The 12,945-nt window shown below is 74.4% G+C and carries 11 protein-coding genes; 5 read left to right on the forward strand and 6 right to left on the reverse strand.

Translation table 11 applies throughout. The annotated features are described in order from the left end of the window. Positions 1-95: 95 nt before the first annotated feature. From ACZ47G_RS13995 to ACZ47G_RS14005, 3 genes are all read right to left on the reverse strand, one after another. A complete protein-coding gene (locus ACZ47G_RS13995; protein ID WP_465742227.1) occupies positions 96-1,457 on the reverse strand; it encodes a M20/M25/M40 family metallo-hydrolase in 1,362 nt (453 codons plus the stop codon). A gap of 717 nt (positions 1,458-2,174) precedes the next feature. After that, on the reverse strand, positions 2,175-2,834 hold the full coding sequence (locus ACZ47G_RS14000) for a response regulator (protein WP_465742228.1): 660 nt from the start codon (positions 2,832-2,834) through the stop codon (positions 2,175-2,177). Further along, positions 2,831-4,213, reverse strand: a complete 1,383-nt coding sequence (locus ACZ47G_RS14005; RefSeq protein ID WP_465742230.1) for a sensor histidine kinase — start codon at positions 4,211-4,213, stop codon at positions 2,831-2,833. The genes ACZ47G_RS14000 and ACZ47G_RS14005 overlap by 4 nt, the downstream gene beginning before the upstream one ends. Positions 4,214-4,526: 313 nt before the next feature. Between ACZ47G_RS14005 and ACZ47G_RS14010 the strand changes: the two genes are divergently transcribed. From ACZ47G_RS14010 to ACZ47G_RS14025, 4 genes are all read left to right on the forward strand, one after another. Next, complete coding sequence (locus ACZ47G_RS14010; RefSeq protein ID WP_465742232.1) at positions 4,527-5,288, forward strand: class I SAM-dependent methyltransferase; 762 nt, start codon at positions 4,527-4,529, stop codon at positions 5,286-5,288. A gap of 183 nt (positions 5,289-5,471) precedes the next feature. Then, the gene (locus ACZ47G_RS14015) at positions 5,472-6,485 is read left to right on the forward strand and encodes an aldo/keto reductase (RefSeq protein ID WP_465742234.1); all 1,014 of its coding nucleotides are present in this window, start codon (positions 5,472-5,474) and stop codon (positions 6,483-6,485) included. A gap of 69 nt (positions 6,486-6,554) precedes the next feature. After that, positions 6,555-7,145 carry a TetR/AcrR family transcriptional regulator gene (locus ACZ47G_RS14020; RefSeq protein WP_465742236.1) on the forward strand — a complete coding sequence of 197 codons (591 nt, stop codon included), beginning with the start codon at positions 6,555-6,557 and terminating at the stop codon, positions 7,143-7,145. Positions 7,146-7,258: 113 nt separating this feature from the next. After that, complete coding sequence (locus ACZ47G_RS14025) at positions 7,259-8,188, forward strand: ADP-ribosylglycohydrolase family protein (protein WP_465742238.1); 930 nt, start codon at positions 7,259-7,261, stop codon at positions 8,186-8,188. 277 nt (positions 8,189-8,465) lie between these two features. Here the strand turns inward: ACZ47G_RS14025 and ACZ47G_RS14030 are convergent, their stop codons facing one another. Further along, positions 8,466-8,732: a GlsB/YeaQ/YmgE family stress response membrane protein gene (locus ACZ47G_RS14030; RefSeq protein ID WP_380451056.1), complete on the reverse strand. Its 267-nt coding sequence runs from the start codon at positions 8,730-8,732 to the stop codon at positions 8,466-8,468. 184 nt (positions 8,733-8,916) lie between these two features. On the opposite strand from ACZ47G_RS14030, the gene ACZ47G_RS14035 reads away from it, so the two are divergent. Continuing rightward, on the forward strand, positions 8,917-10,182 hold the full coding sequence (locus ACZ47G_RS14035; protein ID WP_465742240.1) for a glycosyltransferase: 1,266 nt from the start codon (positions 8,917-8,919) through the stop codon (positions 10,180-10,182). Positions 10,183-10,268: 86 nt separating this feature from the next. Here ACZ47G_RS14035 and ACZ47G_RS14040 read toward each other — a convergent pair whose 3' ends face one another. After that, positions 10,269-11,813 carry an NCS1 family nucleobase:cation symporter-1 gene (locus ACZ47G_RS14040; RefSeq protein ID WP_465742242.1) on the reverse strand — a complete coding sequence of 515 codons (1,545 nt, stop codon included), beginning with the start codon at positions 11,811-11,813 and terminating at the stop codon, positions 10,269-10,271. A 108-nt stretch (positions 11,814-11,921) separates the two neighbouring features. Further along, complete coding sequence (locus ACZ47G_RS14045; RefSeq protein ID WP_465742244.1) at positions 11,922-12,935, reverse strand: TIGR03842 family LLM class F420-dependent oxidoreductase; 1,014 nt, start codon at positions 12,933-12,935, stop codon at positions 11,922-11,924. Positions 12,936-12,945: the final 10 nt, after the last annotated feature.

Raw genomic sequence — 12,945 nt, forward strand, 5'->3', positions numbered from 1 at the left:
TCTGTTACCTGTGAGCCGTCGGCTGTGAGCTGTGCGCTGTCAGCGGTCAGCGGTCACCTGTTGCCAATTGCCAGTTGCCTGTCAGCCGCCCCCGCTCACCCCTCCCCGCGGTCCCGCAACCGTGGCAGCGGCACCGCGAGCAGCGCGGCGAGCAGGGCGATCCGCGGAGCGAGCTGGTCCAGCCGGATGTACTCGTGCCGGGCGTGGGCGCCGGCGCCCACCGCGCCGAAGCCGTCCAGCGTCGGCAGCCCGCGGGAGCCCGGCAGGTTGGTGTCCCCGGCCCCACCGGCCGGCCCGCCGTCCACCTGCTGCCCGAGCACCGCGGCGAGCGAACGCACGTGCCTCAGCAGCGGGTTGCCGCTCCGCTCGGGCCAGGCCGGCCGACTGGACAGCACCTCGGTCCGCACCCGCGCGCCCGGCCGCAGCGCGGTCAGCCGGGTCAGGTTGTCGAGCGTACGGCGTTGCGCCTCGACCGTGGAGAAGCGCAGCCCCAGCTCCGCTTCGGCCCGTCCGGCGATCACGTTGGCCCGCGAACCGCCGCTGATCCGACCGGCGTTGAGCTCGGTGCCGGGCTGGCCCGCCAGGCCCCGGACGAGCACCAGCTGGTCGACGAGTTCGTCCACCGCCGACACCCCGTCGTGGGCGTCGTTGCCCGCGTGGGCCTCCCGCCCGGTGACGGTGAGCCGCACCCGGGTGCTGCCGCGCCGCGCGGTCTTCAACCGACCGTCCGGGTGCGGCGGTTCCAGCCCCAGGACGGCCGCCGCGCCGCGCAGTTGGCGCTCGACCAGGCGCCGCCCGTCCGGGCTGCCGACCTCCTCGTCGGACACCACGACCAGTCGCACGGTGCGGTGCGGCCGCTGCCCCAGGTCCGCGAGCAGCGCCAACGCGCCCTCCAGGATGGCCAGTCCGCCCTTCATGTCGACCACGCCGGGCCCGGTGAGCCGCCCGTCCTGCTCGGCCACCGGCCAGTCCGCCAGGGTGCCGACCGGCCAGACGGTGTCGTGGTGGCCGACGATCAGCAGGTGGGGCAGGGTCTCGTCCCGCCCCTCCCACTCCAGCACCAGGTGGTCCCCGGCCGGACCGGGTTCGCGGCGCGCGGTGGCCCCGGTGGCACGGAAGCCGGCCGCCAACTCCTCGGCCAGCGCGTCGAGTCGGGGCGCGTCACCGCTGGGCGACTCGATCCGGGCGAGGTCCACGCAGCGCCGCCGGACGGCACCGGCCAGGGTGCGGGCCCGGGTGCTGAGCGCCTGCGGCAGTCCGGGCAGCGCCGCGGTGGCACTGGCGGCGGCCGAACCGGTGGCGGTCGAGCCGGCCGCCGTGGCACCCGAGTTGGCCGGAGCGGCCACGGAGACCACGGCTGCGGAAGCAGCTGCCGGAGCAGAGGCTGGGGTAGCGGCAGGAGCAGGGTCGGCCGCGCCGGCCAGGGCTTCGCCGTCGGTGGCGGCGGGAACGGTCACCGATACGCGGTCGGGTTCCGCGGCGGCACCCGGTGCGGCCGGCGACCCGACGATCTGGGGACTCAACGCTCGCCTCCGCGGCCGCAGCCGGTATTCAGCGGCCGTACCGGCCGACCGCTCCCGCCCGGGTACCAGGCCCGGCCGGACCGCACCGGCCGGCCGGGATGTTGCACGGCCCGTCGGAACGGTCCGTCTGGTCCAAGTGCGGTGGAACGGTTGGGCGGCGTGCTTGGCATTGCGTCCTCCTCGCTCGATCCGGTGGCCCCGGTCCGCCCGGAGCCCCGTGGACGGCGGCCTCCTGTTGGCGGGCGCAGTGGCCGCACCGCCGCAGGGAGGCCGAGATGTGAGCCTAGAAGAACCGTTCGGTTCCCTGCGAGGTGGCCCTGTTCCCAGCGTGCCGGTACGGGCCCCGGTTTCGGGCGCCCGTGGAAGGAAGCGGCGGGCGTTCGGCGGGCCGGGCCCGGATCGACGCGCGGGCGCGGTCGCCGGATCGCACCCATCTCCACCATGGACCCGCCGCCCGGGTTCGGCAGCGCAAACAGCCAAGGCACGGCATTTCCACGCCGGATGGGTGACATCGGCTCAGCAGGCGGTACCAACCGGAGGCACGCGACGGCTCAGGGAAGCCCGCGGCGACACCCGAACCGACACCCCGGGAACATCCGCGTGAACGCCGTCCGACGCTGCGCCCCGCCCTGCCCTCGCGAGCGCCCGCCGTCAGGCACCCTCCCCGACCAGCCCCGCATCCCGTGCGAGCAGCGCCGCCTGGACCCGGTTGGCCACCCCGAGCGCGGTCAGGATCCGACTGACGTGCGCCTTGACGGTGCTCTCCCGCATCCCCAGCACGCCCGCGATCTCGGCGTTGGAGAGCCCGTCGGCGACTTCGCGCAGCACCTCGGTCTCGCGCGGGGTGAGCCCGGCGATCCGGCCGCGGGCGGCCACGGACCGGGGCGCACCGACCCGGTGGTACCGGTCGATCAGCCGTCGCGCCGCCGCCGGGTGCAGCATCCCCTGCCCGGCGGCGACCACGTGGACGGCCCTGGCGATCTCGGCGGGCGGGGTGTCCTTCAGCAGGAAGCCGTCCGCCCCGGCGGCGAGCGCCTGGTACACGTACTCGTCCAGGTCGAACGTGGTGAGCGCGATCACCCTTGGGGCATCGGGGAGTTGGCGCAGTCGCCGGGTGGCGGCGATCCCGTCCAGCCGGGGCATCCGGATGTCCATCAGCGCGACGTCGATCCGGTGGCCGCGGGCCAGCTCGACGGCCTGCAGTCCGTCGGCGGCTTCGGCGACCACGGTCAGTGCCGGGTCCTGGGTCAGCAGATCGACCAGGCCGAGGCGCACCAGCGCGTCGTCGTCGACCACCATGGTGCGGATCAAGTGACGTCCTCCGGCTGCGAGGCCTGCGGGGGCTGGGGATGCTGCGGGGTCTGGGCATGCTGCGGGGACTGGGCTTGCTGCGAGGGCCGTGGGCGCCGCAAGGGCCGTGGGCGCTGCGGGTGCTGCGGCGGCGGGGGCGGCGGGGATGGCGGGGGCGGCAGGGGTGGCGCCGCCCGCGACGGCCGGTCCGGCGCGGGCAGCCGGGCGGAGAGCCGGAAGCCCCCGGCGCCGTCCGGGCCCGCGTCCAGGTGGCCGCCCAGAGCGCCGACCCGTTCGCCGAGCCCCACCAGCCCGTACCCGCCGCCGGTGCCCGGCCCGTTCGGTGCGGCCTCGCCCGGGCCGTTGCGGATCTCGACGGTGGTCGCCGGCGCGCCGTAGCCGACCCGGACGGTGACGGGCGCGGCGTGGGCGTGCTTGCGGGCGTTGGTCAGCGCCTCCTGGACGACCCGGTGGACGGCGAGCCGGTGGGTGGTGGGCACGGCCTCCGGATCGCCGGCGAGGGCGAGTTCGACCTGCTGGCCGGCCTGGTTCGCCTCGTCGACCAGCTCGGTGAGGTCGCGCAGGGCGGGCGCCGGGACGCGGCCGGGGCCGGCCGGTGCGGGCGGTTCGGACGCGTTCGCTGCGGCGGTCGGCTCCGGCGGATCGGCGCGCAGCGCGCCCAGCACGTCCCGCAGGTCGTCGAGCGAGCGGGCGGCGGCGGTGCGCAGCAGTTCGAGGCGGTGGGTGAGCCGGTCCGGGTCGGCGGCGACGGTACCGGCGCGGGCCTGGTCGCGCAGCACTCCGGCGTGCAGCACCAGCAGGCTCAGCCGGTGGGCGAGCACGTCGTGCATCTCCCGGGCGATCCGGGCCCGTTCGGCCGAACGGGCCTGCTCGGCGCGCAACTCCCGTTCCCGCCGCAGGGTTTCGACCTGGGTGTGCAGGGTGCGGATCAGCACCCGGCGGCCGTGCAGCCACAGACCGAAGCACAGCACGGCGGCCTGGACGAAGAGTTGGGAGCCGGTGGTGCCGGCCCAACCGACCAGCGAGTCCGCCCTGGTCGCGCTGACCACGGCGATCACCGTACCGCCGACCGCCGCCGGGCCGACCCGGCCGAGCGAGGCGAGGTGGTAGACACTGAACAGGCCGGGGAAGGCGCGGTTGAACAGCCCACCGGTGAGCACCGGCAGGACGGCCGAGGCGAGCGGGTAGCGGCGGACGGCCAGCAGGGAGAGCGCGGCCAGCGCGGCCACCGCCGTACGGGGCAGGCGCGGCGGGCCGTCCGTGTGCAGCCACTGGAACAGGCCCTCCTCGCCGGCGAGGCCGAGGATGCCGAGCAGCAGCAGGGTGTCCACCCAGGGCCGGTGGTCCGGGCCGTACCAGCCGAGCAGACCTGTGCGCATCGAACCCCTCCCGCCCGGCCCGTCCGACTCCGGTCCCCTCGCGTCGGCCCGCGCCCCGCGCGTCCGTCCGCGCCCCTCACGTAAGTTCTCGCCCCAGTCGCGGGTCCACGTCCCGCGCGTCGATCCGTGCCCGTGCGCTTCGGTGCGCTTCCGTTCGCATCCGTCCGCCGTCGCGTCCGCTCGCTCGATGCTACGGGCGGGCGGCGGCGCGGCACCCCCTCCTCCCGGGCGGCCGCACCCTCGACTTTCGTCGGGGGGCGGCGCCGCTCACCGGCCGATTCGGGCCGGTCGCGGCCTCCCTAGCGTCGATGGCATGACGACCGGACAGCTCCACCCTCGCCCCGACTCCCTTCCACCGCAGCGCAGTTCGTACGGTTCACGGTACGGCGGGGACCGCCTGTTGTTCCTCGCCGAGGCGCTGCGCACCTTCCATGACACCGGCGCGCTGGCGCCGAGCGGGCCGGATCTGGTGAACGCCCTGGCGGTACCGGCCACCAGCCGTCCGAACCGGCCGATCTCGGTACTGGAGGTGGGTGCGGGAACAGGCGTGGTGACCCGTCGGCTGGCCCGGGTGCTGCGCCCGGGCGACCGGCTGCACGTGGTCGAGGCGAATCCGCGGTTCGCCGACCGACTGCGGGCGGACCCGGCGCTGGCCGCGCGCCGGCCGGGGGTGGGGCTGCGTCTCTCGGCCTGCCGGGTGGAGGAGCTGCCGGAGGCGGCCGGGGCACCCGGGACCGGACCCGAGGGCTCCGGGAAGGGGAGCGAGGGCGAGCGGTACGACGTGATCGTCTCCGGACTGCCGTTCACCAACTTCGAGCCGGCCCTGGTGCGGGACCTTCTCGACCTCTACCTGCGACTGCTGGCCCCCGGCGGCGAGCTGACGTACTTCGGCTACCTCGGCACCACGACGGCACGGACCCTCCTCTCGGGCCCGCGCCGGGGCGCCCGCCACCGGGCGGTGGTGCGGCTGCTGCGGCGGTTCGAGGCGACGTACGGGCTGGGCGAGCGCACGGTGTGGCGCAATCTGCCGCCCGCCCGCGCCTACCTGCTGCGCTCGCCGGGACCGTACGCCTAGCCGTACGCCCAGCGGCCCGCCCTGCCTCGCCCCACCACTCCCCGCCACCCCGGTCAGCAGGTGGTGCGAACAAATGACAAAAGACAGCGAACAGATTTTGAAATCTGTTCGCTGTCGTGCCATAGTGAGACCCGGGTCACACTGCCCCCGCCATCCGGCGCCGCACTCGCCCCCGGAGCACCCATGCCCTCCACCACCCGCCCCGCACAGCGCACCCTCGGCGCCTCCGGGCCCGTCACCTCCGCCCTCGGCCTCGGCTGCATGGGCATGTCCGATCTCTACGGCCCCGCCGACGAGGCCGAGAGCATCGCCACCATCCACGCCGCTTTGGACGCCGGGATCACCCTCCTCGACACCGGCGACTTCTACGGCATGGGCCACAACGAACTGCTGATCCACGAGGCCCTGCGCGGCCGCGACCGCGACACCGTGCAGATCAGCGTGAAGTACGGCGCCCAGCGCGGGCCCGACGGCCAGTGGGTCGGCTACGACACCAGCCCGGCCGCCACCAAGACCGCGCTCGCCTACACCCTGCGCCGCCTGCGCACCGACCACGTCGACGTCTACCGCCCGGCCCGTCTCGACCCGAGAGTCCCGATCGAGGAGACCGTCGGCGCCATCGCGGACCTGGTCAAGGCCGGCTACGTCCGCCACATCGGCCTCTCCGAGGTCGGCGCCGACACCCTGCGCCGCGCCGCCGCCGTCCACCCGATCAGCGACCTGCAGATCGAGTACTCCCTGCTCACCCGCTCGATCGAGGCCTCCGTGCTGCCCGCCGCCCGGGAGCTCGGCATCGGCATCACCGCGTACGGCGTGCTCTCCCGCGGCCTGCTGAGCGGCCACTGGACCGCGGAACGCCCGCTCGCCGGCACCGACTTCCGCGGTGACAGCCCGCGCTTCCAGGGCGAGAACCTGGCCCACAACCTCGCTCTGGTCGAGGCGCTGCGCGCGGTCGCCGACGCTAAGGGCGCGAGCGTCGCCCAGGTCGCCATCGCCTGGGTGGCCTCGCGCGGCGAGGACGTCGTCCCGCTGGTCGGCGCCCGCCGCCGGGACCGGCTGGCCGAGGCCCTCGGTTCGCTGGACGTCACGCTGACCCCGGCCGACCTCACCGCCATCGAGGCGGCCGTCCCCGCCGGTGCCGCCGCCGGCGACCGGTACGCTGCCGCGCAGATGGCACGCCTGGACAGCGAGCGCTGACCGAGCCCCACGCCGACCAGTGGAAACCCTCCGCACCACCCGACCCGCACGACCCTAAGGACGGCCCCCGTGACCACGGACACCGCACTCACCGCCGAGCAGATCCTGATCGCGGCGGAGGAAGTACTCCGGCGGTTCGGCCCGGCCAAGGCCACCGTCGTGGACGTCGCCCGGGAACTCGGCGTCAGCCACAGCAGCGTCTACCGCCACTTCCCCAGCAAGGCGGCGCTGCGCGAGGCGGTCACCCAGCGCTGGCTGGACCAGGCGCACCACGAGCTGGAGACCATCTCGATCGACGGCGGCGGCGCCGCCGAGCGCCTCGAACACTGGCTGATCACGCTGTTCGCGGCCAAGCGCAAGAAGGCACTGGACGACCCGGAGCTGTTCGCCACCTACCTCGTGCTGGCCGAGGAGAACAGCGCCATCGTCGACGCGCACATCGAGACCCTGGTCAACCAGATCGCCCAGATCGTGCACGACGGCACGGACCGCAAGGAGTTCAGGCTCGCCCACATCCTCACCACCGCCCGCGCCGTCTTCGATGCCACGGCCCCCTTCCACGACCCGGTGTTCGCGGCCAGCTGGTCCGAGCCGGGCGCGGACGAGCGCTTCGCGGCCGTCTGGAAGCTGATCCTCAGCGGTCTGAACGCCAAGCACTGAGGACCGCGGGCGACGCCGCACGGGGCGCCGGCGACCGGGACGATATCCGGTCGCCGGCGCCCCGACCGGTCGGGCAGACTGTCGCACACAGTTGATCTCACTCGGAGGATGACATGGGTGCGGCCGGTCCGGTCCTGGACGGTCTGCGGGGGCTCGCGCTCGGCGACGCCTTCGGCGACCGGTGGTTCTCGGTGCCGGTCGACGAGGCGCCCGCCGCGCTGGCCGCCCGGCTGGTCCGCCCGGCGCCCTGGCACTGGACCGACGACACCGCGATGGCCCTCGTCCTGGTGCGCCATCTCACCGCCCACGGCGAGGTCCGACAGGCCGCGCTGGCCGGGGAGTTCGCGGCCGAGTACGCCCGCGAGTACCAGCGCAAGTACGGCCCGTCGATGCACCGGGTGCTGCGCGGGATCGGCGCCGGCGGGGACTGGCGCGCCATCACCTCCGGCCAGTTCGAGGGCCAGGGCTCGTACGGCAACGGTGCCGCGATGCGGGTCGCCCCGCTGGGCGCCTGGTTCGCCGAGGACCTCGACGAGGTGGCCCGGCAGGCCGAACTCCAGGCGCTCACCACCCACTTCCACCCCGAGGCGGTCGCCGGGGCGGTGGCGGTGGCCCTGGCCGCAGCACTCGCCGTCCGCAGCCGGGGCCGGCCGGCGCCCGGCCGGGCCGAGTTGCTCGCCGAGGTGGCCGGCCGGCTGCCGGAGAGCGACGTCCGATCCGGCCTGCGGATCGCTGCCCGGCTGCCGGAGCACACCAGCATCCGGCACGCCGCCAACGTGCTGGGCTCGGGGCTGATGATCTCCGCCCCGGACACCGTCCCGTTCGCCCTCTGGTCCGCCGCCGGGCACCTGGACTCACTGCCGGAGGCGATCTGGCACACCCTGGCGGGCTGGGGCGACATGGACACCACCTGCGCCATCGCCGCCGGCGTGGTGGCCGCCCGCACCGGGCTCGCCGAGGTACCGGCGGACTGGCTCACCGCCTGCGAGGCCCTGCCGGACTGGGTCGCCCAGGCCCCGGCCCCGTCCGGGGCCCCGCGCTAGGGTCTGTCCGGCGGATCTTGTCGGCTCGGCGCGCGGCGTTGGGCGCCCGGCTGGGCGTGCGCCCGAGTCGTCCTCGTACTGGGCGTACTTGGGCGATTCGGGCGTGCGTCCAGGCGGGATGGCTGGGGGTACCTCCCGGCCGAAGGCTGGGGGCGCGTCGCGCGCCCGGCAAGATCCGCCGGACAGACCCTAGCGACCGGGCCACCGCGGTCCGCACGTCGGCGGGCCGCCCCCTCCTCGGGGTCGGCCCGCCTCCCATGCGCTCCGAACGCCCGCCTCAGCGGCGCGAGTTGCCGAAGATCAGCCGGTAGGCGATCAGCAGCACCAGCGCGCCGCCGATCGCGGACACCCAGGTCGGCCCGTCGAAGAACCGGGCCGTGATCGACCGGTGCATGAAGTGCGACGCGATCCAGCCGCCGACGAAGGAGCCGGCGATCCCGATCAGGGTCGTCACGATCAGGCCGCCCGGGTCCCTCCCGGGCAGCAGCAGCTTGGCCAGGGCTCCGGCCACCAGGCCCAGCACGATCCACGCGATGATGCTCATCCGACCCATCCCTCCCGTCCGCGGCGCGACGGCCCCGTCCCGCGCGCTCTGCAACCGAGGACGCCACCGCCCCCGTGCCCGGTTCCGGGCGGCCCGCCCGGACGGCGTGATCCGGCCACCCGGAGCCGACCGGTCCGCGCGTGGCGTCCTTCCGACCGGACGCACCCGCCGAAATACTGCGGCCATGCGCATCCTGATCGCGACCGCCGGCTCCCGGGGCGACGTCGCCCCCTTCACCGGGCTCGGCGTCCGTCTGCGGGCGGCCGGACATCAGGTGGCCGTCGCCACCCACACCACCTTCGCCGAGTCGGTACGGGCCGCCGGGCTGGAGTTCCGCCCGCTGCCGGTCGACCCGCGCGCCGAACTCGCCTCCACCGAGGGCCGACGGCTGCTGCGGGCCGGCAGCGGACCCCTGGGCGTCCTGCAACTCCTGCGCCTGGGACGGCGGTTCATGCCCGCACTCGGCGACGGCATCGCCGAGGCCACGGCGCTCGGCACCGACCTGCTGCTCACCACCAGCACCACCAGCGCACTCGGTCAGGTCGCGGCCGAGGCGGCCGACATTCCCAGCATCGGGCTGTACCTCCAACCCCTCTCCCCCACCCGCGAGTTCGCGCCCGCCGTGACCGGCGCCCGCTCGCTCGGGCGGTCCGGCAACCTGCTCGCCGGGCAGGCCGTGCAGGCCGCCACCGACCAGCTGTTCGTCCCGGCCGTGCGCGGGCTTCGCCGACGGCTCGGGCTGCCGCCGCTGGGCGTCGCCCGCGCCCGGCGCGACCACCCCGTCCTGCACGGCTTCTCGCCGCGGGTCGTCCCCCGGCCGACGGACTGGCACCCCCGACTGGACGTCGCCGGGTACTGGTGGCCCCCCGCGCTGCCCGACTGGCGCCCCCCGCAGCGACTGCTGGACTTCCTGGCCGCCGGACCGCCACCGGTCTTCATCGGCTTCGGCAGCCTGGTCGTGCCCGAGCCCGAGCGGCTCACCGCGACCGTCCTGGCCGCCGCCCGGGCCGCCCGGGTCCGCGTGCTGCTGCAGTCGGGCTGGAGCGGGCTGGCCGCCGAGGACTCCGACTCCGTGCTGACCATCGGCGACACCCCGCACGACTGGCTGTTCCCCCGCACCGCGGTCGTCGTCCACCACGCGGGTGCGGGCACCACGGCGGCCACCCTGCGCTCCGGCACCCCGGCCGTCCCGGTGCCCGCCCAGCTGGACGCCCCGTTCTGGTCCGCCCGGCTCACCGCCCTCGGCGTCTCCCCCGGCCCGGTCCCGCTGCGCGCCCTGACCCCCAGCCGCCTCGCCACCGCCATCCGCCACCTCCTGAACGACCCCCACTACCGCACCCGCGCCCGTTCCGTCGCCGCCGCCCTCGCCACCGAGGACGGCGCCGCCAAGGTCCTGGCCGCGGTGGAGGCGGTGGACGCGGAGGCGAAGGGGATGACGAGAAACAGCTGACGGATAACAGCTGACAGATGTCGAAATCTGTCAGCTGTCATCTGTCATCCGTCAGCTGTTATCCGTCGTCCGCCATCCGTCAGCCGTCAGCCGTCGCCCGACCGCCGCCCCGGAACGCTCAGCGCCAGGTACACCACCCCGGCCGACACCAGCCCGACCGCCCAGCCGTAGTCGGCGAGCGGCTTGAGGAAGGGAATCACACCCTCCACCGGGAACGGCCCCTGCTTCACCCCGTGCCCGTCGACGGTGGAGTACGAGCCCCCCACCGCCAGCAGGCCGCCGACCAGCAGGGCGACCACCGCCCGCCAGTTCCAGCCGGCCGCGTACCAGTACGCCCCGAACGGCCGGTACAGCTCGGTGAGCCGCAGCCGGGTGCGGCGCAGCACCCAGTAGTCGGCGATCAGCACCCCGGCGACCGTCCCGAGCAGTCCGCCGACCACGCCCAGCCAGACGTAGATGTAGACGTGCGGGTCGGCGGTCAGCCGCCACGGGAAGAGCGCGATCCCGACCACGCCCGTGATCAGCGCCCCGGTACGGAAGTTGACGAACCGGGGCAGCAGGTTGGCCAGGTCGTAGGCCGGGGAGACGACGTTGGCGGCGATGTTCACCGACAAGGTGGCGACCAGGACGGTCAGCAGCGCGAACAGCAGGGCGACCGGGCTCTCCATCTTCGCGGCGAGCTTGATCGGGTCCCACACCGGCTCGCCGTAGACCGCCGCGGAGCCCGAGGTGACCAGCACCGACAGCAGCGCGAACAGCGTCATCGTGGTCGGCAGCCCGAGCGCCTGGCCGCGGATCTGGGCCCGCTGGCTGCCGCCGAAGCGAGTGAAGTCGGGGATGTTGAGCGCCAGCGTGGACCAGAACCCGATCATCCCCATCAACGACGGGAAGAAGACCTGCCAGAACCCGCTGCCCCAGCCCAGTTTCGACGGCTGGTCCAGCAGCGGCCCCAGCCCGCCCGCCTTGACGCCGATCCACACCAGCAGGGCGAGCGCGCCGGCGATGACGAACGGCGCCGCCCAGTTCTCGAAGCGCCGCAGCGCCTCCATCCCCCGGGCGATGATGACCATCTCGACCAGCCAGAACAGCAGGAAGGAGGCCCACTGCGTCCACGGGTACCCGCCGAACTCCGGTGCTGTGCGCCAGGATTCGCCGAGCAGTCGGCCGGCGAGCAGGAAGATCCCCTCGCCGCCGATCCAGGTCTGGATGCCGAACCATGCGCAGGCCACCGCCGCCCGGATCAGCGCGGGCAGGTTGGCGCCGCGCAGTCCGAACGAGGCCCGGGCGAACACCGGGAACGGGATGCCGTACTTCGTCCCGGCGTGCCCGGTGAGGAGCATCGGCGCGAGCACGATCAGGTTGGCGAGCGCGATGGTCAGCACCGCCTGCTTCCAGTCCATCCCGATCGCGATCAAGCCCGAAGCCAGCGTCCAGGACGGGATGTTGTGGGCCATCCCGACCCAGAGCGCGAGGAAGTTGTAGGTGGTCCAGGTGCGCCGCCGCACCGGGACCGGCCGGAGGTCGTCACTGGTGAAGCCGTTGGGTGGCAACACCCCCTCGGCCGGGTCGGGTTCGACCCGGCCGTCGGGGTGCTGCCGCTGTCCGCCGCCGCCGGTCGCGGTGTCGGCCATGGGCAACTCCCGTCTGCCACATGCGGGATCAGGGGCTCAAGGGATCAGGGGCTCATGAGTTCAGCGGATCACGAGTTCAGCGGATCACGAACTCAGGGGACCACGGGTTCAGAGGTGGGGGATGACGTCCGTCCCGTAGGCGTCGATGGTGGACTCGACCGCGTCGTGCATCGCGTAGACGGCGAACTGGTCGACGCCGAGGGAGCGGAGTTCCGCGAGCCGGGCGCGCTGGGTCTCGGCCGGCCCGATCAGGCAGAACCGGTCGACGATCCCGTCCGGGACGAAGGCCGTGTCGGGGTTCCCGGCCCGGCCGTGGTGGCTGTAGTCGTAGCCGTGGCGGTCCTTGATGTAGTCGGTGAGGGCATCCGGCACCAGGTCGGAGTGCTCGCCGTAGTGGCTGACCAGGTCGGCGACGTGGTTGCCGACCATCCCGCCGAACCAGCGGCACTGCTCCCGGGCGTGGGCCAGCGCGGCGGGCGAGTCGTCGGCGGTGACGTACGCGGGCGCGGCCACGCAGATGGTGACGTCGGCCGGATCCCGGCCCGCCTCGACGGCCGCGGTCCGGACCGCCTTGACCATGTACTCGGTGAGGTACGGGTCGGCCAACTGCAGGATGAAACCGTCCGCCTGACGGCCAGTCAGGGCGAGCGCCTTGGGGCCGTACGCGCCCATCCAGATCGGCAGCGCGGCGCCGGGGCCGACCCACGGCAGGTGCATCTCGGTGCCGTCCACCTCGACGGTGCGCCCCTCGGCCAACTCCTTGATGGCGTGCATGGCTTGGGAGAGCCGGTCGAGCGTGGCGGGCCGGCGGCCGGCGACCCGCATGGCGGAGTCGCCGCGGCCGATGCCGCAGACGGTGCGGTTGCCGTACATGTCGTTGAGCGTGGCGAACAGGGAGGCGGTGACCTCCCAGGTGCGGGTGGAGGGGTTGGTGACCATCGGGCCGACGGTGAGCCGCTCGGTCTCGGCGAGGATGCGGCTGTAGATGACGAAGGGCTCCTGCCACAGCACGCAGGAGTCGAAGGTCCAGCCGTGGCTGAACCCGGCCCGTTCGGCGCGGATCATCCGGTCGATGAGCAGGCGGGCGGGCGGGTCGGTCTGCAGGACGAGGCCGATGTCCATGGTGGCTCCG

This window comes from Kitasatospora sp. NPDC030952, assembly GCF_055571335.1.

What these genes read in the sequence shown, in the direction of transcription:
- ACZ47G_RS14005 (WP_465742230.1), bottom strand. Translation starts at nt 4,213, where the DNA reads ATGCGCACAGGTCTGCTCGGCTGGTACGGCCCGGACCACCGGCCCTGG.
- ACZ47G_RS14010 (WP_465742232.1), top strand. Translation starts at nt 4,527, where the DNA reads ATGACGACCGGACAGCTCCACCCTCGCCCCGACTCCCTTCCACCGCAG.
- ACZ47G_RS14015 (WP_465742234.1), top strand. Translation starts at nt 5,472, where the DNA reads ATGCCCTCCACCACCCGCCCCGCACAGCGCACCCTCGGCGCCTCCGGG.
- ACZ47G_RS14025 (WP_465742238.1), top strand. Translation starts at nt 7,259, where the DNA reads ATGGGTGCGGCCGGTCCGGTCCTGGACGGTCTGCGGGGGCTCGCGCTC.
- ACZ47G_RS14030 (WP_380451056.1), bottom strand. Translation starts at nt 8,732, where the DNA reads ATGAGCATCATCGCGTGGATCGTGCTGGGCCTGGTGGCCGGAGCCCTG.
- ACZ47G_RS14035 (WP_465742240.1), top strand. Translation starts at nt 8,917, where the DNA reads ATGCGCATCCTGATCGCGACCGCCGGCTCCCGGGGCGACGTCGCCCCC.
- ACZ47G_RS14040 (WP_465742242.1), bottom strand. Translation starts at nt 11,813, where the DNA reads ATGGCCGACACCGCGACCGGCGGCGGCGGACAGCGGCAGCACCCCGAC.
- ACZ47G_RS14045 (WP_465742244.1), bottom strand. Translation starts at nt 12,935, where the DNA reads ATGGACATCGGCCTCGTCCTGCAGACCGACCCGCCCGCCCGCCTGCTC.